Consider the following 19,866-nt stretch of genomic DNA (forward strand, 5'->3'; position numbering starts at 1 on the left):
CATTTCGCGCGCATCCGCCTAGCCTGACGTCCTCCCCTCGGCCAGGCGATGGTCTGCCGAACCCGATTTGCGCGCCGCAGCGCCGTCGTCGAGCCGCCCTCCCCACTCGGGCTCGAGTGCACAGCGATGTGGCCCCGGCCAAAGGGATCCCATGATCACGACACTTGTGCCCGCGCGTTCGCGGGTCGTTCTGTTGGCGCTCACGCTCGGCGCTGTCCTTCTCGGCGCGCTCCGCCCATCCGTCGCCCCGGTCGCCGGCCAGAATGCGCCGAACGCGACGCCGCTCCCGACGTCGCAGAGCTCGCCGCGCGGCAACACGAGCTCGTGCCAGGGCACGACGCTGTCGACGGTGATCACGCCAACGCTGCGGACGTGCGAGGAGGCGGAGATCCAGCTGCAAGCCGAGGCGATCTGCCCGGTCTGCCCAGCCGGTGTAAACCTGATCGTCGTCATGCAGGAGTTCGCCCACGAGCCGCTCTGGATGCAGGCGGAAGCACAGGCCGTCGTGGACCGGCTCGAGCGATTCAACGAGCGGAATCCGGACTCCACCGTCCGTGTGGCCGTGATCCACTACGACTCGCGCGGCGCGCGGACGGCGCAGGCGCTCACGGACAACCTCCGGACAGCCAAGGGGGCGATGAGGTTCGGGACGGGAACGAACAACTGCCTGGCGCCGGTGTGCTTCTGCTATCCGTACCTCGGCAACCTGCGGACGGTGCCGGCGCTCATCACGCGGATGCTGCGCGACGTGCGCAAGGATTCGAACCTGGGCGACGACGACAAGACGTGCGACTTCGTGCTCCTCTTCAACGAGAGCACGCTCGGATCGTGCGCCGGGTTCAGCTTGGAGGAGAACGCTCTGAATGCGATCGGCGCCGGGCGCGACATCGAGCGCAATGTCGACGCGTTGTTCGTCGGCTGCCCGTCGACCGCGATCTCGGACTGCGAGGGCACGGTGCGCATGCTCTCCAACAAGCGGTACTTCGCCCAGCCCCCGTTCCGCGGCGCCCTCCCCGGCGCGTTCGACGGCGAGCTCGATCGCCTGCACGAGCCGAACCTGCTGCGGAACATCACGATCAAGCAGCAGCTCCCGCCCGAGCTGAGCTACGTGCTGAACTCCGCCGCCCCGACGCCGTCCGTGGTCGACGTGACCGAGGCCGGGACGAGCCTGCAATGGGTGTGGGACAAGCTCGGCGTCGACGGCCCGCACGACGTCCGCTACCGCATCGCCCCCAACGCGACGGGCCGCTACACCGTCACCGGTGTCACCGACATCCTCGACGGCAACGGCAAGGACCGGCAGGTCGTCATCCCCCCGGCGTCCGTCGATGTCTACGAGCCGTGCGTCACCCCCACCGAGCCGCCGCCGACCGAGACGCCCACCGTTCCGCCGACCGCCACGTTCACGCCTTCGGCAACGCCGACCTCGACGCTCACCCCGACCTCGACGGCCACCCCGACGCCGCGTCCGAAGCCGGTATACCTGCCGATCTCGCTCAACGAGCGCTGCGACCCGGAGCGCCGCGCCGCCGACATCGTCCTCGTCATCGATGCCTCGACGAGCATGCTCGAGACGACCGGCGGTGGTCGCACGAAGCTCGCCGCCGCGGTGGCCGCCGCACAATCGTTCCTCGACCAGCTTCACATGGCCACCGGTGCCGACCGCGCGGCGATCGTCGCCTTCAACGCGCAGGCCCATCTCCTGCAGCCGCTCACGCAGAACCGCGCCGCGCTCGACGCCGCCCTGAACGGGATCGTTCCCGCCACGCTGACGTGCATCCCGTGCGCCATCGAGACGGGCGAAGCGGCGCTCAGCTCCGGCGGCGCCCCGGGCCGGTCGCGGACGATGATCCTGCTGACGGACGGTCGCTCGAACCCGCGGCCGGTGTCCGAGGCCGTCGCCAGCGCCCAACGCGCCAAGGCCGATGGGATCGTCATCTACACCGTGGGCATCGGGAACGACCTCGACGTCGATGCGCTGCGCGACATCGCCAGCGGCGCGGACCACTCCTTCCTGAGCCCGGACGCAGCGGACTTGGAGCAGATCTACGCCGCGATCGCGGACCTGCTGCCTTGCCCGCTGTTCTGGCCACAGGCGCCGTAGCGCATGGCGGCACGGGCGGGGGTCGCGGCGTTCGCCGCAGCCGCGGTACTGGCGGCCGTCGGCATGTCCGCGCCATCCCCCCACGCGCCCCGGGCGCGCGCCGCCACCACGCTGCGGCCAGGGCCGCCCATGATGTTCGGGGTGCCCCCCACGTGCGCCGTCGTCGCCGACGTGATCCCGTCGACAACGGCGGTGCGGGTCGGTGAGGTCCTCACGTTCACGGCGTCGTTTCGGGCCCATTGTCCCCAGCTTCTGTCATCACGCGCCATCCTCATCGTCGTCGGCGGGCTGCCGGCGCACGCCGTGCAGCCGGTCCGCAACAGCCTGGGGGCGTTCGTCGACACCGTGGCGAAGGCCGGCGGCTCGAGCGCGCAGCTGCTCGTTGTCGACCGCAACGTCCGGCCTGTGGGCTGGTCGACCACGGAAGGGCAGTTCGCCGCATTGGCGCGCGACGCGCGCCGGCTTGTCGAGTCGCCGGCACGATCCGCCGAGGACTGGACGGCCACGATGGCCGCCGCCGAACGGATCGTGCTTGCGGTTCCCCCGACAAGAGGCCCGATGCTGGTCGTCATCGACGGCTTCCTCGTGGCCGGCGGCAATGCGGACGCAGAAGCGGCCGCCGCTGCGGCGGTGGCCCGCGCCGTCCGCAGCACGCGCGACGGGGCCGGGCACAGCGTGCTCTTCGACGTCGGCGCGGCCCAGTGGCTTCGTCCGGTCATCGACGCGATCGGCTCGGGATCCGAGAACCAAGTGCTGCTCGTCCACACGACCGGCGCCGCGGTTGAAACGGCCATGGGGAGCGCCCTGGCGACATTTCACGCCCCGCTCGCGTCTTGGACCGGCACGATGCAGGAGCTGACGGCGGGCACTTTCCAGCCGGTGGCGGCGGATCACGAGGCCGACATCACGGTGTCCGGCCGGATCACGTGGCACGCACCGCTGGCCGGCCACAGCATCGCCGTCACGGCAACGGGCGCGTTCCGCGCCCTCGACATCGTCGGCCCCACCCGGCTGCTGTTCCAGCCCAGGTTCGTGCGCCAGGGAGGCGCGGAGGAGTTCGGCCCGGTGATACCCGCGTTGCTGTGCATCCGCCCCGCCGCACCCGAGGCGCCCGATCGCTGCCCGGAGCCCGAGGCGCCGCCTTCATCCGTCCCGCCCACCCCGGGCACACGGCCGGGGACAGCCACACCGGCGCCGCCACCGACCCGCCCGCCGGACATCGATGCGCGGTGGCGGATCTGGCTTCCGCACGCCGATCGGTGATCAGCCCGCGTCCGGCACCCCATCGAAGAAGTCCACGATCCCGGTTTCCAACGAGTACTCGGCCCCGACGACGACGAGGCCGTCGCGTTGGATCCAGTGCTCGAGCACGTCCGATCCATGCCTCAACTGGTGGGTGGACACGCGGATGTTGGCCCGGATCGCTTGCTGAACGAGGGCATCCGGATCGTGGCGCAGGTCCATCGCCAACAGCGTCTCCACCGACGGGCGGATGCGGTCGACGATCGAACGCATGTTGCGTGACTGCTCCCGGGCAGGACGCTGGAGCTCATCGATCGTGGCGAGGATGGCGCCGCACTTCGAGTGGCCGAGCACGACCACCAACCGCGTGCCGAACTGCTCGACGGCGAACTCCACGCTGCCGATCTGGGACGGGGCGACGATGTTGCCCGCAACCCGAATGACGAACAGGTCACCCAGGCCCTGATCGAAGACGATCTCCGCGGGCACGCGCGAGTCCGAGCAGCCCAACAGGACGGCGAACGGTTCCTGGCCCGCCGCCAGCGCGAGGCGACGCGCCTGGCTGGTGAGCGGTTCCGCGCGACGCGTGTCCGACACGAAGCGCCGATTGCCGTCCCGCAGGCGTTCGAGCGCTTCCTTGGCTGGGATCATGGCACCGTCACCTCAACCGAACCGCGGATCGATCGCCGGTCGGAATCATACCCTCGGTCTGCCGATGCGCATGTAAGGTTGCGGCCGGCCGGCTCTCGATCACGACGACTCGCTTGCGCGAAGGACTGACCTCGGAGAGTGGACTGGGTGCCGCCGTAGACTCAGCCGACGAGCGGCCAGTTGAGCTCCGTTCGCCAGTTTGCCGGGTCGGGGCTCGACTCCGGACCCGCCACGTAACTCTCCCATAGGTTCGGGGCCGGCGCAAGACCTTCGGCTTCGAGCCATGCCCCGAACTCACCCCACGCTTCACCGATGCCTTCGTAGCCGCCGTGGTAGACCGTCCGCGCCACCTTCGCAGCGGGCAATTCGCCCGCCGTCACGCGGCCCGTCGGGGTGACCGGGGCCGTGACGGGCACGCCGATCTCGAAGTCGAAAGTGTCGGCGTCCATTCGGAAGTGGTGGCTGTACACCGGTCCGGCCGGGCCGATGCCCTGCGCGACGGCGGCGGCAATCACCTCGCCGATGCCGGGACCCATGACTTCTTGGATCTCGGCGCGCGGAATCGTGAGGCGGATGACGGCCGCCGGCTGAGCGGTGGTCTGGGTGATCTGGGGCTTGTCGATCATGGGAGGTCCTCCTGGAAAGGGTGGCTTGGGGTGGCAACAACCGGATGTGCGGCACGATCACTTCACGCGGAGGTGGTGCCCCGTCATGAACGTCGTCCACTGCCCGTCCTCACCGAGCACGCTGCTCGTCAGCACCCAGTGGTCGGCGCTCTTCAACTCGATGGCGTCGATGTACTTCGCCATCTTCGCATCGGGCGTCATCCCGGGCCCCTCGCAATCGAGCGACAGCGTGTGGCTCGCCGCGTCCAGCGTGCCCTCGTACACCCACAGGTGCGTCATCATCGATCCGACGTACGTGCCGACGAACCGTTGCTTCACCGGATCATAGCCGAGCGTCATCTGGCTCAGGTCGGTGGCGCCGTCCGCAAACTCGCCCCGCCCCTCGCTCTGGATCCAGATGTCGCCCAGTGGCCGTATGGATTGGGTTCCGGTGTGGATCGTCGGCGGCTGGCCCGGCTCGGCGTATGCCTCGAACGAGTACGTCCACTCGCCGACGAGCTGCCGGAGCCAGTCGTGTTCCTTCAACGCTTCCACGCGCATGACCTAATCACCTCCATGGTGTTGGTATCGGGCAACGTGCTCGGAATGGCCGCGCGAGAGTGTATAGAACGGATGTTCATCCGTCAAGCGATGCCGCGCACCGCAAGGCCCGTCGGTCTCCCACGACAGGTGACGCGCTGGCACTGGAAAGTGACCCGCGACTCGTTGGCCAATCCGGTTATACTGGCGACGATGTCCCGTCACACCGCAGCCCACATCACCGCTGCCTGCGCCATCCTGTTCATCGCCGGTGCGCCCTTGCTGGCGCGCCCGCCCGCCGCGGAAGCTGGGCGCTCGCGGCAGGACGAAACGGCGACAACACCGACGCGTACACGGCGGCCCACCGCCACCTCGCCACCGGGCGGGGTCAACGGCGTCCTGCCGCGTTGCAGCAGCGGGGCCAGCATTCGGACATCGACCCGCGAACCGCGCGTCGGTGAGGTCTTCACGATCACCGCCCGGAGCCAGATCGTCTGTCCCAACTTCCTCACGTCCAGCGCGGCGCTGTTCGTCGTCGGCGGTGTGCCGCTGGGCAACGGACCCGGGATGCGCGCGAGCATGGCGGCGATCCTCGACGCCTTGGCGGAGGCGAACGCGGGTCCGATCGCCCGCCTGGTGGTCGGCGATGACACAACGGTGCCCACATGGGTCGTCACGCCCGACCAGCGCGCGGCCCTCGAGGCAGACCTGCGCGCGTTGGACGTACGGCCGGGCGGGACAGCCCGGGCGTGGGCGGACACGCTGGCCCGCACGAACACGCTCTTTCGCGCGTTGGGTCCGACCTACCGTCCGCTGCTCGTCGTCATCGACGGGCGGCCGCCCGCGGCAGGCGTCGACGACGTCGTTCAGGACCTTGCGGCCGCGATCGCGTCTGCCCGCGAGTTCGTCGGGCACAGCGTGCTCATCGACCTGTCGGACAGCGGTTGGATGTTGCGGCTGGCAGGCCAGGAGCCCGGCGGGGCCATCATCATCCGGGACACGCAGGGGTCGGATCGGACCATCGCCGTGGAGGTCAACCGGGCGCTGGCGCTGATCCAGGCACCGCTGATCCAGTGGACCGCATCGCTGTTGTCGAACGCGTCCGCGATTGCGCCGCTGTCCGCCGTGCCCATGGCCGAGGTCGGCGTACGCGACGTTCATTGGACCGTACCAGCCGAGGGCCACGCGGCCACGTTCGAAGTGAACGCCGTCTATCGTGCCCTGTACCCGACGTCTTTCGTCAAGATCGATCTCGCGACCGATCGCCTGCGCCTGAATCTGAGCCTGGAGCGCGGGCCGGGCGCCTCGATCGAATTGTGCGTCCAACCGCGCGCCCCCGGACACATCGACTGCCCGAGGATCGATCCCGTGCGCCCGACGGGCTTCATCCCGCCCGAGCCCACCCGGACACCCACGCCGAGCCGGACGCCCACCCCGGATGGCACGCCGTTCCCGCGCCGGACGCCGAGCGCGACGCCCGACCGGCCGCCGAACCCGACGGCAGCGCCGCAGCGGCGGATCTTCGTTCCGAACATCGAGCGCAGCTGACCGGCCGTTCAGCGTGTGCCCGAGCATCGGGCGGATCGCCGCGTTTTTTGCGGCGGTGGAACCCGTAGTGGTAGATCGTGCGCTGGCGGAAGTCGCCGCAGCGGCGGACGATCGGGACGATCACCCGACCCCCGCAATGATCGCCGCCACCACGCGCGCTGCCAAGAACGCGTTCCCGTCGTCCGTGAAGTGGGCGCCGTCCTCGCCGAGGAGGATGAGGGTGGGCATGGGGTTGGCTCCGAGCAGAGGCGGTGTCGCTGTCAAGGCATGGGATGATCGGGCAACGCAGCAACGATACGCTTTTGGCGGCGCGGGAACGTGCGGTCAGGGCCATTGGGATTCGTGCTAACGTTGGCGCCGTGCGCCGGTGGGAGACACCGTTGCCGTGCTGACGCTACAGCCGGACGACGTCCGCCGTCTTGCCGGTGCGGAGATCCTCCACGCAAGGCCGTTGGCGTTGGCGTGATCGGTGCGGCTCTCCGCGCCGGACGATCGCTTGCACCCGCGAGGGACTCCGCCCAAGTTCCCCAGTGATCTGGCGCGATTGCCCTTGTGATCTTGGCAAAGTCCTAATGGGCAATCCGCAAAGATCCCCATAGGACTCTGCCCCAGTCCACATGCGTACTTGCCAGAGGAACCTTGCGGTGTCCGGCTGGCACGAGCCGATTCGACGAAGCGGTGCGGGATGAGCGAACCCACGCTGCGCGCGACGCTGAGGTTGGAGATCGAATCGCTGCCGGAGGCGCTGGCCGCCGATGGCGATCCCCTGACAGGGTCGGCGCGTGACGTACGCGCCCGATGCCGCGCTGTCCGCGCGCCTGAACGCCGACCTCGTCACCACGGATCGCGAACTCCTGGATCGCACCTCCGGCCACCTTCGGGCGCGGACGCCGGCCGACGGGTTGGCAGCATGTGCCATGAGTCCGTAAGGTTCGACTCGACGACGGGCCTGTCGGCTAGGCCACGACTGGCCGATTGGCTATTCCGCCGCATCACGAGGCACGATATCGTGGACGCAACTTCAAGGAGGTTCCCGTGAGCGAGAGCATCAAGATCGACGACACCCTCACCATCCCCGCCGGCGAGATCGAGTGGCGCTTCAGCATGCCGAGCGGACCCGGCGGCGGCCATGCCGCGGCGAGCGAGACGCGTGTCGAGTTGCGCTGGAACGTCGAGTCCTCGCGCGTCCTCTCCGACGCACAGCGGTTCGTGCTGCTGGAGCACCTCGAGGATCGCTTGACGGAGGACGGACTGCTTCGCATCACCGTCGAGACCGAGCGCAGCCAGCACCAGAACCGAGAGATCGCCACCGAGCGCTTCATCCACCTCGTCCACGATGCCATCGCGGCTGACCGGACACGCTGGAAGACGGAAGTGCCCGCAGCCGTCCGCGAGGATCGGCTGCACGACAAGCATCACCGCGCGGCCATCAAAGCGGCGCGGCACGACCCGGAGCCGGAGGACGTTGGCCTTTCGGGGGACGTCGAGGTCGAGGACTAGGACCCCGCCACTGGACATGCCCGGACCACCCCGTTCGGCACCGAGGCCAGCCAGCTGATGACCGGATAGGCGGCCGTCGTCGTGGATGGCGGACGATCACGGCAACTCGGTGATCGTGACCGTCGCCCTCCTGTCGCCGTCGTCCTTGTCGTTGTTCTCGTACAAGGTCCAGGTGAACGGCCAGATGCCCACCGCGTCGTTCACGAACAAGAACAACTCGCCATCGCGGCGCGGCGTGAATTCGACCGTTCCCTTGTCAAGCAGTTGGTGCTCCGCGATGCCGGATGCACCGATGCGCGCCGTCGGCACGAACCAGCGCGCCGTCAGGAGTCGGCGGAACGGCAGGCCGAGGATGAAGGCGATGTTGCGCTTCTCGAGGCTGCTGAATCCGGCGGGTGATGTGACGAGGTAGCTGCCATCCGTCCACCCGCCTTTCGGCAGCGCAACGCTCACGCTGTAGCGATGGTTCTTGCAGAGGCCGATGCCGGTGGCATGGCACGGTTCCCGGCTGCTGAATGTGATTGGACTCCACCGCCCATCGGCGTCCAGCGCGCCTTCGGAGCTCCGGCACACGGCTCCGGCGACGGACGCTGCCGTGAACCCCCCTCGGTTCAGCGCGCCCGCTCCGATCAGCACGATCGTCGCCAAGGCCCCGAAGCCGAAGGCAGGGGGCACGAGCCGCTGCGTCAGGCGCTCGAACGCGGAGTGTTCGCCAAAGATCGAGCGGACTCGAGAGACCGGTCCTTCCTTGTTCCGTTCGGCGGATTCGGTCGCGGCGGCACCCTTCAGGACATCGTCCCACAGGCCGAGCATGCGCTGGCGGATCTTCTGCTCGAAGCGCGCGCTGGCCAGCAACAACAGGATCAGGACGCCCAGCAGGAACCCGAGTTGAATGGGGTACGCCCGGTAGTATTGGGTCCACGGCTTCGTGAACCCGGGCAGGAACTCGGCGGCAAGGTCGATGATGCCCGCCGAGCCGCGCGACCTGAGCTGGAACACGTCCGGCCACCACGTGCCGGCGAGGAACGGCACGCCGATGAGCAGCAGCGACGTCCCGACGGAGAGGAAGTACAGCCCCCGCCTGAGCCACACCGTGTCCCAGACCCGCGCCTGGCCGGCCCTCCGCGCGCCCGCCTGATCGGATTGCTCGTATGGGTTCGCCTCGCCATCGAGGATCGCCCCGCTGTCTGTCACGACGGCATACCGCTCGGGCAGCACGATCGGCGCATACTCGTCGCGTCCGGCGACGATCCGCGTGAACACGCTCTCGTGGATCTTGGGGCGCGGAATGCGAACCTTGACGAAGTCGTCGTCGCAGAGCGCCTCCACGCTGCGCGGCTTGTACCGGTAGTAGGCGGCCAATCCCTGTCGGGAGTCGTGCAACGGTCCGCTCGGGTTGGCATGCGCCTGCCATTCGCCGACGACGCTCGGGAACAGCCGCAGGCCCTGGCCTCCGCTCGCCCGCATCGCCTGGTCGGCCATCCAGCACAACGGAACGTACGCCAGCCCGTCATCGGGGTACCCGCCGCCGACGTCGGAGTGCATGCCGGTGAACCAGACCTGTGTGACGCGCTCTTCGTCGATGTGCTTGGCGAGCGCCGGCTCGACGTCCTTGCGCGGCACCTTGTCCAACGCATTCGCAGCGTTCACCGCGTCCGCAGCCGGAACGTCGTCCCCGCGCAGCCGCACCGACGCCTCGTCGTAGAGCACCGGATGGAACGAAAACCGCTCATCGTCGAGCGCGACGGCATGGCAGATCTTGTCGACGACATCGAGCGGCTTGCGGCTGCGCAGGGATAGCGGCCAGACCCACTGATCCCAGCCCGTCGTCATCTCGTCGATCGGCAGCCCGTACGCATCCACTGTGTCCCACAGGCCAAGGAACGCGATCCTGGGCGCGACCTTCGCCACATCCTCGATCTTCGCCGCGCCCGGATGGACGATGCGATCCCAGGCCCGATGCGCGTTGTACAACGTCGCCCGGACCTTCCGGACATGCCATTTGGCCGGGAACGTCAGGCGATACCCGCGATACGCCCAGCGGGCCATGCGCTCGAGCTCGTGCCCGCGAACCCCCCGTATCAGCCCCTGGTCGGCGATGAGCCCGGCCAACACCCGGACCGTAAACGCGCCGCGGCTGAAGCCGAACAGATAGAACTCATCCGCCGCACGCCCGCGCCGCGCATCGTCGGGCACATAGTTCTGGCACGCGAACATGTAGAGCTGGATGACATTGCGCTTGAGGCCAAAGCCAATTCCGCCCCCAAGGAGCTTCAACGGCTTGAAGGCCGACGTGCCGACGCCGTTGTCGTACATCGCGATCTGATCGCCTTCCGAAAGATCGATCGCCTGATACATGCGCCAGACGTTCGTCTTCATCAGCTTGGCGGGACTGTTGCCGGTGCCGTCGGACAACAAGACGATCTTCTTGGGGGGTTGTTCGGACTGTTGCTTGTACATCGACGTCTCCCCTGGACGGAAGGGAAATGCGCTGGGCACGCGGCGCCGACGTCACGGGCCGGTGTGCCTATGGCCGCAGAAGGTGCGGCAGCCACAGCCGATGGAGCGTTCGGACCGCGCCCGACACGTCCTCGGCCCTGAAGTACAGGATTGCGCCGTCCGCGCCCACCGACCAGGCGTCGAGCCCCTCGAGCAGCGCCACGCCCGCCAGGTTGGCGCTCGTCGGGCTGATCACGTTCGTCCATGCCCCGTCGCGGTCGCGGCGCAGGATCAGGCCGCCGCTGCCCACCGCCCAGCCCTGGCCATCGAGGCCGATGGCGACATCGCGCAGAAGGCTGTCGGCGGCCTCGGCCGGCACCGGCGCAAGCCGCCAAGTCGTGCCGTTCCAGACGAGCACCGTGCCCTTCGCGCCGACCGCCACCGCGCCGCCTTCCGCCCCCAGCGCAACCGCCTGCAGCCACTCCGTCGTCACGCGCTGTTCGATGGGCTTCCACCGGCCGCCGACCAGCCGCAGCGTCTGCCCACCCCAGCCGACCGCCCACCCATCGTTGGCGCCGTTGAGTGCCACATCCGCCAGCGGCCGATGCGAGCGCGCACCGTCGTCGACGACCACCCATGTGTCCCCGATGAGCTTGAGGATCGTCCCGCCGTCGCCGACCGCCCATGCGGTGCCGGCCTGCGGTCGCCCGAAGGCGTCGGACGGGACGGCGATGCCGTTCAATCGTTCGCGCGTCGGGCTGGGCACCATCGTCCACGTGCCGCCGACCATGCGCAGGATCGCGCCGTTGTCGCCCACCGCCCAGCCGCTGGCCGGACCGTCGAGGGCGACGGCGTGCAGGTGGCCGCGCATCGGGCCCGGCACCTCTGACCAGCCGTCACCGGCATAGCGCAGCAGGGCACCCTCCGTGCCGACCGCCCAGCCGTCGAATGCCGCCGCGAACGCGACGTCCTCCAGCTGCGTCCCGAGGCGGACGCCTTCGTCCCGCCACTCGTTGTCGCTGAAGTGCAGCACCGCGGCACGGCACTCACCGGCGGTCAGGCAGTCGGCGCCGACGGCCCACGCCTCGGCGGCGCCGACGACGGCCAGCGAGGCAACGCCCTTGGACGTCCGGGAGTCGACCTCGACCCAATCGTCGCCCGCGAGGCGCAGGATCGGGGTGCGGCACGGCAGGACGCACGCCTGACCGAACGCCCAGCCGCCGCCACCCGCCCCGAGCGCCACGGTGCGCAGCGGCTGCGCGATGTCGTCGCGCACGACCGTCCAACGGCTGTCGGCGAAGCGAAGGATCGCCCCGCGGCACGGCTGCTGGGCGCACGTCTCGCCGACAGCCCAGCCGGAGGACGCGTCGCGCATCGCAACGGCGTGCAGTCGGATGTCGGGCGGGCCGATGTCCTGGCGCTGCCAGAGACCCTCGGAGTAATGGAAGAGGACGGCGTGGCAGCGGCGATCGCCGGCGCAGTCATCGCCGACGGCCCAGCCGTCGTCTTCGGTCGGCAGCGCCAAGCCATAGAGCCAATCGACGTCCGGCGTTGCGGCGACCGACCATGCCCCCGCCTCGTAGCGCATGAGGACGCCGCGGCAGCGCGCATCCGGCCGGCAGCGGCCGCCGACGGCCCAGCCCTGCTCGCCGTCCAACATCGTCACGGCCGAGAGGACGATGTCCGGCAGCTTGGCGGTGACGGCCCATCCGTCCCGGCCGAGCCGCAGCACGATGCCCTCACAGCGGCCGTCCGCAGCACACGCGCCGCCGACGGCCCAGCCATCATCGACGCCGCGAATCGCCAAACCGTGCAGCGGCAGCTCGGTCGGGCTTGGCGCCTCCAACCAACCGCCATCCGCGAAGCGCAGGATGACGCCGCCCTTGCCGACGGCCCAACCGTGGTCGGGCGCGGTGAATGCCACCGCCGAGAGCCCGAGACCACAGCCGGGCCCCATCACGGGGTCGCAGCTCCAACGTCCGCGGATATCGCCGGGGCGGCCGGGCGCGGCCGCGGCGGCACCGGCGAGGGCAACGATCGCCCCCAGCGACGCCATCGCGCCGATCACCCGCCTCACCCATGCCGTTCGCATGTCGATCCCCGACTTCCTGCGTGTCTCCTGCCTGCGACGAACTTTAACGTTCTGCCCCCTGAAAAGGCGCGGCCATCGACATTAAGATGCGTCGCTGTCGCTTAGTCGTCGGTTTCGGCCGCATTCCACCGGTGGGTTCTGTCGCGTTGAAACGGACGAGAAAAGTGCTGGACAAAGGATTCCCAAGCCTGTATATTGGCACCCCAAGGATGCGGTTCAAAGTGCTATGGACCGAGTTCCCCTCAGCGTCCGGTCGTCCCTTCGGGTCTCCTGCGTGCGGTGAAGGGTATCTCTGTCAGGCCTCGCATCCCGGCCCACAGCGGCGGTCGGCACGCGTGGCCGCGCCGTCGACCTGTTCATCAGGAGGCTCGAGTCCCCATGTCCAAGAAGCTGTTCGTTGGCGGCCTGCCGTGGTCGGTGACCTCGGAGGAGCTGCAAGACCTCTTCGCCCCGCACGGTGAAGTGCTGGACGCGGTGGTCATCAAGGACCGCGAGACGGGTCGGAGCCGCGGCTTCGGCTTCGTCGAGTTCGAGGACGACGCAGCGGCCGAAGCTGCTGTGAACGCCCTCAACAACTCATCCCTCGGTGGTCGCACGATCACGGTGAATGAGGCCAACGACCGTCCGGAGGGCGGCCGCGGGGGCGGCGGAGGCGGCGGCGGTGGCTATCGCGGCGACCGCGGGGGCGGCGACGGTGGAGGCTACCGCAGCGACCGCGGGGGCTGGTAGCCGTCGCATCGTTCGGTGCACTGAACGCGGGGCGGGCCGGTTGGCCCGCCCCGTTCGTTATCCCGTTCGTTATTCTGGGGCAGCGGCGCAGACAGGATGGCGGCGATGGCGGGGGCGAAGCGGTTCGACGTACTCGTCGTCGGCGGCGGGGTGAACGGGTTGGCGACGGCGTGGCAGCTCGCGAGGCGCGGCGCTGGTCAGGGCGGCGCTGGTCAGGGCGGCACTGGGCAGGGCGGCACTGGGCAGAGCGAAGCTGGGCAGGGCGGCACGGCGCGCATCGGGCTGATCGACCGGTTCGCGATCCCGCACGACCGCGGCTCGAGCCACGGGCCGACGCGGATCACGCGCAGCACGTACGCCGATCCGCGCTTCGTGGCGACGATGGCCGAGGCGAACGCCGAGGATTGGCCGGCGCTCGAGGCGGCGGCCGGGCAGCCGCTGCGGCATGCCCGCCCGACCTTCTTCTTCGGCCCCGCCAACGGTCCGATCGCTGCATACGCCGCTGCCGTGGCGAAGGTGGATGGCGCCGCGATCGATGCCGTCCCACCCGCCGCGGCGCGCGCGCTGGCAAATGGCTGGCTGCGGATCGAGGACGGCGACGTCGCCCTGCATGACCGCACCGGCGCGGTCATCGCCGCCGCGGACGTCATGCGGGTCCTCGAGCGGCTGGTGCGTGAGGGAGGCGTCGAGGTCATCGAGGGAACGCCGGTGCGAGCGATCGGGCATGCCGGCGACGCCGCGGCAAGAACGGGACGCGACGCCGGGCGCACGTCAACGGGTGCCGCGGACGGTCCGGTCGTCGTCGAGACGGCCGCCGGCACGCTGCTGGCGGAGCGCGTCGTCGTGACCGCCGGGGCGTGGATCGGGCGGCTGCTGCCCGCGCTGGCCGACCGGTTGACGCCGCTCCGTCAGACCGTCGCGCTGCTCGATGTCGACGGGGATCCGACGACGGCGCCGAACTGGGTGCGCGTCGGCCCGGCGGGCGAGCCGGAGGTCTTTGGGCAGCCTGCGTTCGGGCATGCCGGCCTCAAGGCGGCGATCCATCGCCAGACCGGCGAGGCCGACGATCCGGACATCGCCGTGCCGTTCGACGCCGCCTCGCCCGATGTTGCGGCGCTGCTGGACGTGATCGACCGCTGCCTGGCCGTGCCGGTGCGCGGCGTGTTGGGCGGCATGACGTGTCTGTACACGATGACGCCCGACCACGGCTTCCTCCTCGGCCCGCTGCCGGACGATCCGCGGATCATCGTCGGGGCGGCGTGCTCCGGGCATGCGTTCAAGTTCGCGCCGTGGACGGGGCGGGTGCTGGCGGGGTGGGCGATGGGGGACGGGATGAATCGCGGGCTGGGAGTCGGCTGAATCGACTGGATCGGCCGGATCGGCTGGATCGACTGGATCGAAACGGGCGGCACGAGTCCGGCGTAAACGGTTGCCGCGCGCACCGCCAACGGGGCCGACACATCGACGCAGAGAGCTGGACGAACCATGAACCTGAGATCGACGACGATCTGTCCGGAGTGCGGCGTGATCCTCGACGCACCCGACGACGTCGAGGGCGTGACGTGACCGCGACGGTGGCCGTGTTCGCATGGGCCGGGTACTTCGAGTGATGCGCTAAGCGTCCGGCGATCCCTGCCGATCGCCCTCCCCCCCCAAATGCCCCATCCGCTCCACCTTCGCCCGCAGATACCCCGCGTTCTCCGCCGTCTCGAACCGCCCCATCGGCACGCGCTCCACGACGTCGAGGCCGTTCGCCTGGAGGCTCGCCACCTTGGCCGGGTTGTTCGTCAGCAGCCGGACCGAGCGGACGCCGAGCGCGTGCAGGATCGCCGCGGCCAGCGTGTAGTCGCGGTCGTCGGGGCCGTGGCCGAGGGCGAGGTTGGCGTCGACGGTGTCGAGACCCTCGTCCTGGAGGTTGTAGGCGCGCAGCTTGTCGGCCAGGCCGATGCCCCGGCCCTCCTGGCGCAGGTAGACGATCACGCCCCGGCCCTCCTCGGCCACGAGCGCGATCGCACGGTCCAGCTGCGGGCCGCAGTCGCAGCGCAGGGACCCGACGACCTCGCCGGTGAAGCACTCCGAGTGGACGCGCACAAGCACGGACTCGCCGTCGCCGATCTCGCCCGCGACGAGCGCCAGGTGCTCCTTGTCATCGACGTCGTTCGCATACAGGCGCAGCTGAAAGGCGCCGACGGCCGTCGGGATCCGGGCTTGCGTGACTTCGCGAACCGGAGGCAGCGGAATGGAACGATGCGTCATGGCGACACCTGGCGCCTGCGAAGGCAGGCGCGCGGCGGCCAAAGGCCGCCCTCAGCGACGGCTTCAGCCGTTGATCCGGCCGATGTCCCGGCCGATGTCCCGGCCATTGCCCCGGCCGTTGACCCCGCCGTCATCCCGCCGCCGCATTCGCCCCCACGGCTCACCTCAGCCACCGACGACCAACAGCTCCCGCGACAGCGTCGTCAGCGTCTCCGAGCCGTCGGCCGTGATCACGACGTCATCCTCGATCCGCACCCCGCCGATGCCCGGAATGTAGACGCCCGGCTCCACCGTGAACGTCATCCCCGGCGCCAGCGGCACGAGGCTGCCTTCGTTCATGTCGGGCTCCTCGTGGGTCTCGAGGCCGAGGCCGTGGCCGGTGCGGTGGATGAAGTACGCGCCCAGACCCGCGTCGACGATGGCCTTGCGGGCCGCCCGGTCCACATCCTGCCCCGACCCCCCCGGCCGCGCCGCCGCCCGCCCGGCCTCGTTGGCCGCACGCACCGCGTCGTACGCCGCGACGAGCCGCGGGTCCGGCTCGGCGCCGGCGATCACGACGCAGCGCGTCAGGTCGGACGCGTAGCCGTCGACCGTCGCGCCCCAGTCGATCGTCACGACGTCGCCCGCGGCCAGCATCCGCGTCCCGGCGCCGGCATGCGGGTTCGCGCCGTTCGGGCCGCTGGCGATGATCGGCTGGAACGGCAGCTCGCCCGAGCCGGCGTTCAGCGTCTGGACCATCAGCTCGGCGGCGACCTCCTTCTCCGTCACGCCCGGGCGGATGAACTCGAGCGTCGCCGCGAACGCCGCCTCGGCCACGCCGACCGCTTGGCGCATCGCGTCGAGCTCGTCGTCGTCCTTGGCCATCCGCAGCGTCGCAAACACCGCATCGCCGTTCAATGCCGCCGGGGCATGGCCCGACCCGGCGAGCAGATCGAGCTCGAGGAAGCGGATCCGGCGTCCTTCGATACCCAGCTTCTTTCCGCCCAGCTCGAGCGATGCCGCCGCGGCCGCGATCCCCGTCGCCGGCCCATCCGCATCCGGCCACGGGAAGAGTGCGGCGTCGAACGGCAGCGAGAGCGCCTTCGTCTCTTCGAGCGCCGGCACAACGAACGCGCACCGGCCGTGGCGCGGCACGAAGAGGATCGTCGCCCGCTCGCTCAGATGGAAGTGGAGGCCGGTCAGGTAGACCAAGTTCGGTCCGGGCACGACGGCGATCGCGTCGAGCCCGGCCGCGCCGATGGCCTCGCGGAGCTGCGCCAGGCGCTCGGTATGCTGCATCAGCGTTCCCCTTCGACGGTGAATTGATCGTCCGCCGTCGGGCTCGCCGTTGGGCTCGCTGTCAGGCTGTCTGTCAGGCTCGCCGTTGTCTCCGAGTCCTTTCGCACCCTCTTGACATCCTTGTCGTGTTTGTCGCGCTTACCGGCCTTGCGGCGCCTGCCGCCCTTGCCGCCCGCCGTCGCCGAGCCCGCTTCCGCGACGACCGGCGATGTTTTCGCCTCGAGCCCCTCGACGGTATCGCGCATCTTGCGCACCTCGTCCCGCAGCCCCTCGAGCTGCTTCTCGAGGCCCGCCACCTTCTCATCGCCGCCGGCGCGGGCCTGGCGGAGGAGACGGTCGACGACGAAGTGGTCCTGCGCCGGCTGCGTCTTGCGGAAGCGCTCGATCGCGCCCGAGCCCGCGCCGAGCGTCGCCAAGCCGCGCACCGCGGCATTCCGAACGCGTTCGTTCGGATCGCGCAGCAGGTCCTCGAGGCGCTCGACCGTCGCCGTCCGCTCCCGGCTGTCGCGCGGGCGCGTGGCGGCCCACTCGGCCAACGCGGGCACGGCGTGGAACCGCGCGTCCTCGGGCGTCGCGCCGACGTGCGTGGCCGCCAGGAGCGGGGCGTAAGCCGCGTCCGTGCGCGTCATCGCCAGGCCGGCGAGCGCGCCGCCCTGGGTGTGGCCGGCGTAGCGTGCCGCGGCGGCGCCGGCGAGCAGCACGTCGAGCGGCGCAGCATCCCGCTGGGCACCGAGCGCGCGGTAGGCGGCGGCGGCGGCGAGGTGGGGCAGGCCGCTGGCCAGGCGGTCGGCGACGGCCTTGGCGAGGCCGGCATCCCGGTAGCCGGCGGCAGCGGCCATCACGGCGGCCTGGACCCGCGGATCGGCTTCGGTGGCCACGATCCGGGCGAGCGCCGCGATCGCCGCATCCGTGCCGGCCCTGCCGAGCGCGCCGGCCCACTCGACGCGCACGCCCCAGAACGGTTCGCTTCCGTACGCGGCGGCAACGGCCTCGACGTTTGCGCGCTTGCCGGTCGCGCAGAGCTCGCGGCCGGCCAGGATCCGGCCGATGACGTCGCTCGCCCCGGTGAGCTGGGTGCGGAGAAGCGCGTCGCCGGGCGTGAAGCTGAGCTTGTGGAGGACGGTGCAGCCCGGATCGAAGCGGACGATCTCCGGCGCCTTGGCCATCGGCACGACGACGGTGTGGCGGGCCTCGGAGAGCTTCACCGGCGCGGTGTGGTGCACCCCGTCGATCGTCCAGCCGACGGCCGTCGAGAGGGTGAAGACGGGCACTGCCGGCGCGGCGTCGACAGCCGTGGACGACGCGCCCGCGGATGCGGTTGCCGACGCGGCCGACCCCGCCTTGGCCGTGCCGGAGGCCTGGGTCTGCTCGATCGTGAACGTGCCCTGACCCTTGTCGGCGTCGTGGCTGAACGTGACCTTGATGTCCGGGTAGCCGGGACTGTGAAACCACTGATCGAAGAACAGCCCGAGGCTCCGGCCCGAGACCGCCTCGAGCGCGCGGCGGAAGTCATCCGTCTCGACGACGCCGCCGACGTGCTGCCGGACATAGGCTTGCACGCCCTCCCAGAACAGCGCGTCGCCCAGCTCATGGCGCAGGGTGTGGAGCCGGCACGCCCCGCCGGGGTAGAGATGGCGGTCGTACATCTGCCAGGAGCTGTTGAACGTCCGCGCCACGAGCGGGCGCTGGTAGCGGTTGTCCGCCTCGTCCAGATAGGCCTGCGCATCGCGCCAGAACTGGTAGCGACCCTCGTCGGCGCCGGCCACGTCGTCGAACCAGACCTGCTCGATGTATGTGGCCCAGGATTCCTTCAACCAGGCGTGGGCAAAGTCGCGGCAGACGATCGCATCGCCGAACCAGGCGTGGGCCATCTCGTGGACGTTGACGTCGTCGACGTTGCGCGTCAGCTCGAGGGCCAGGGTCTCGTCGAGGACGTAGCGGCCGTCCCAGGTGACGAGCGAGATGTTCTCCATCGCCCCGCCGATCCCGGGCAGCGCGATCTGGAAGTACTTCGGGAACGGGTACGGCGTGCCGAGGCGGCCGTTCAGCCAGCGCAGCATCGCCCCGGTCCGGCCGAACGAACGTCGCAGGTCATCGGGCGTGGCCGGCGCGGTGCCGAAGTAGGCGATGGGCACACCGTCGACCTCGCCGTCGTCGCAGCGCACGAAGTCGCCGATCGCGAAACAGAGCAGGTAGCTCGGGCACGGGAAGTCGAGCCGCCAGTGGGCCGACTTCGTCCCGTCGCCGTTGTCCGTCTCGCCGACGAGCGCGCCGTTCGCCAGGATCGTGAAGCGCGCGTCGGCCCGCAGGCGGATGTCGAGCCGCGTACGCGCGTTCGGCAGGTCGACGCACGGCAGCCAGTAGCGGGCGCGCTCGGTCTCGTGATCGGAGACGACGAAGGTCGCGGCGTCGGGCACCGCGTCCGTCGGGCGGCTGAAGAAGAGGCCGGCGATCGGCCGCGCCACGCGATAGGCCACCGCAACCCGCCGCGTCTCGCCCCGCGCCACGCCCTCGGGCCAACGAACGGTGATCACCGCGCCGTCGTACGACGACGTCAGCGGATGGCCGTCGGGATCGCGCACGACGACGCCGTCCAGGTCGACGGCGTGCAGCGTCAGCTCGGACGCACCGTCGTGGCGGCTGCGGACCGTCGTCGTCGCCGTGCCGCTCACGGCCTCGCCGAGCACGTCGACACTCAGATCGAGCGCCAGGTGGACGGGCTCAAGTTCGAGGTCGGGCGGGAAGTGCTTGGCGGCGCCGGGCAGCGTGAAGCCGTCGGCATGCAGGGAGCAGGCATGGGTGTCGTTGGGCATCACGGGACTCCGGCGAATGGGGGCGCGAATGCGACATTATAGGGGACGGGTGCCCGTCGGATAGCGGAC

At 70.2% G+C, this 19,866-nt stretch carries 15 protein-coding genes; 7 read left to right on the plus strand and 8 right to left on the minus strand.

The window, feature by feature from the left end; all coding sequences use genetic code 11:
• Positions 1-151 precede the first annotated feature (151 nt).
• Together IPG72_15020 and IPG72_15025 are read left to right on the plus strand one after the other, a co-directional pair.
• Positions 152-2,104 carry a VWA domain-containing protein gene (locus tag IPG72_15020; GenBank protein ID MBK6770287.1) on the plus strand — a complete coding sequence of 651 codons (1,953 nt, stop codon included), beginning with the start codon at positions 152-154 and terminating at the stop codon, positions 2,102-2,104.
• Positions 2,105-2,245: 141 nt separating this feature from the next.
• Entirely contained in the window at positions 2,246-3,367 is a 1,122-nt protein-coding gene (locus tag IPG72_15025) for a hypothetical protein (protein ID MBK6770288.1), read from the plus strand.
• Here IPG72_15025 and IPG72_15030 read toward each other — a convergent pair whose 3' ends face one another.
• The 3 genes from IPG72_15030 to IPG72_15040 form a co-directional block, all read right to left on the minus strand.
• Positions 3,368-3,997 (minus strand): carbonic anhydrase, encoded by a 630-nt coding sequence (locus tag IPG72_15030; GenBank protein MBK6770289.1) that lies wholly within the window; start codon positions 3,995-3,997, stop codon positions 3,368-3,370.
• A gap of 161 nt (positions 3,998-4,158) precedes the next feature.
• Positions 4,159-4,623, minus strand: coding sequence for a GyrI-like domain-containing protein (locus IPG72_15035; protein ID MBK6770290.1), 465 nt, complete (start codon positions 4,621-4,623; stop codon positions 4,159-4,161).
• A 57-nt stretch (positions 4,624-4,680) separates the two neighbouring features.
• On the minus strand, positions 4,681-5,163 hold the full coding sequence (locus IPG72_15040; protein MBK6770291.1) for a DUF1579 domain-containing protein: 483 nt from the start codon (positions 5,161-5,163) through the stop codon (positions 4,681-4,683).
• Positions 5,164-5,355: 192 nt separating this feature from the next.
• On the opposite strand from IPG72_15040, the gene IPG72_15045 reads away from it, so the two are divergent.
• The 3 genes from IPG72_15045 to arfB all read left to right on the plus strand — a co-directional run bounded on the left by IPG72_15045 (position 5,356) and on the right by arfB (position 8,190).
• A complete protein-coding gene (locus tag IPG72_15045; GenBank protein MBK6770292.1) occupies positions 5,356-6,690 on the plus strand; it encodes a hypothetical protein in 1,335 nt (444 codons plus the stop codon).
• Positions 6,691-7,472: 782 nt separating this feature from the next.
• Positions 7,473-7,619, plus strand: a complete 147-nt coding sequence (locus tag IPG72_15050; protein ID MBK6770293.1) for a hypothetical protein — start codon at positions 7,473-7,475, stop codon at positions 7,617-7,619.
• 106 nt (positions 7,620-7,725) lie between these two features.
• Positions 7,726-8,190: an aminoacyl-tRNA hydrolase gene (gene arfB / locus IPG72_15055; GenBank protein MBK6770294.1), complete on the plus strand. Its 465-nt coding sequence runs from the start codon at positions 7,726-7,728 to the stop codon at positions 8,188-8,190.
• Positions 8,191-8,286: 96 nt separating this feature from the next.
• On the opposite strand, the gene IPG72_15060 is transcribed toward arfB, so the two are convergent.
• Positions 8,287-10,650 carry a DUF2235 domain-containing protein gene (locus tag IPG72_15060; GenBank protein MBK6770295.1) on the minus strand — a complete coding sequence of 788 codons (2,364 nt, stop codon included), beginning with the start codon at positions 10,648-10,650 and terminating at the stop codon, positions 8,287-8,289.
• Between the two features lie 67 nt (positions 10,651-10,717).
• Positions 10,718-12,721 carry a hypothetical protein gene (locus tag IPG72_15065; GenBank protein MBK6770296.1) on the minus strand — a complete coding sequence of 668 codons (2,004 nt, stop codon included), beginning with the start codon at positions 12,719-12,721 and terminating at the stop codon, positions 10,718-10,720.
• A 378-nt stretch (positions 12,722-13,099) separates the two neighbouring features.
• On the opposite strand from IPG72_15065, the gene IPG72_15070 reads away from it, so the two are divergent.
• Positions 13,100-13,450 carry an RNA-binding protein gene (locus tag IPG72_15070; protein MBK6770297.1) on the plus strand — a complete coding sequence of 117 codons (351 nt, stop codon included), beginning with the start codon at positions 13,100-13,102 and terminating at the stop codon, positions 13,448-13,450.
• 105 nt (positions 13,451-13,555) lie between these two features.
• The gene (locus tag IPG72_15075) at positions 13,556-14,809 is read left to right on the plus strand and encodes an FAD-dependent oxidoreductase (GenBank protein MBK6770298.1); all 1,254 of its coding nucleotides are present in this window, start codon (positions 13,556-13,558) and stop codon (positions 14,807-14,809) included.
• A gap of 255 nt (positions 14,810-15,064) precedes the next feature.
• On the opposite strand, the gene ribA is transcribed toward IPG72_15075, so the two are convergent.
• The 3 genes from ribA to IPG72_15090 all read right to left on the minus strand — a co-directional run bounded on the left by ribA (position 15,065) and on the right by IPG72_15090 (position 19,797).
• Positions 15,065-15,706: a GTP cyclohydrolase II gene (gene ribA / locus IPG72_15080; GenBank protein ID MBK6770299.1), complete on the minus strand. Its 642-nt coding sequence runs from the start codon at positions 15,704-15,706 to the stop codon at positions 15,065-15,067.
• 165 nt (positions 15,707-15,871) lie between these two features.
• Positions 15,872-16,984, minus strand: a complete 1,113-nt coding sequence (locus IPG72_15085) for an aminopeptidase P family protein (GenBank protein ID MBK6770300.1) — start codon at positions 16,982-16,984, stop codon at positions 15,872-15,874.
• A complete protein-coding gene (locus IPG72_15090) occupies positions 16,984-19,797 on the minus strand; it encodes a M1 family metallopeptidase (GenBank protein MBK6770301.1) in 2,814 nt (937 codons plus the stop codon). The genes IPG72_15085 and IPG72_15090 overlap by 1 nt, the downstream gene beginning before the upstream one ends.
• Between the last annotated feature and the right edge of the window lie 69 nt (positions 19,798-19,866).

The organism is Candidatus Avedoeria danica (assembly GCA_016703025.1).
In the GTDB taxonomy this organism is placed as follows: domain Bacteria; phylum Chloroflexota; class Anaerolineae; order Epilineales; family Epilineaceae; genus Avedoeria; species Avedoeria danica.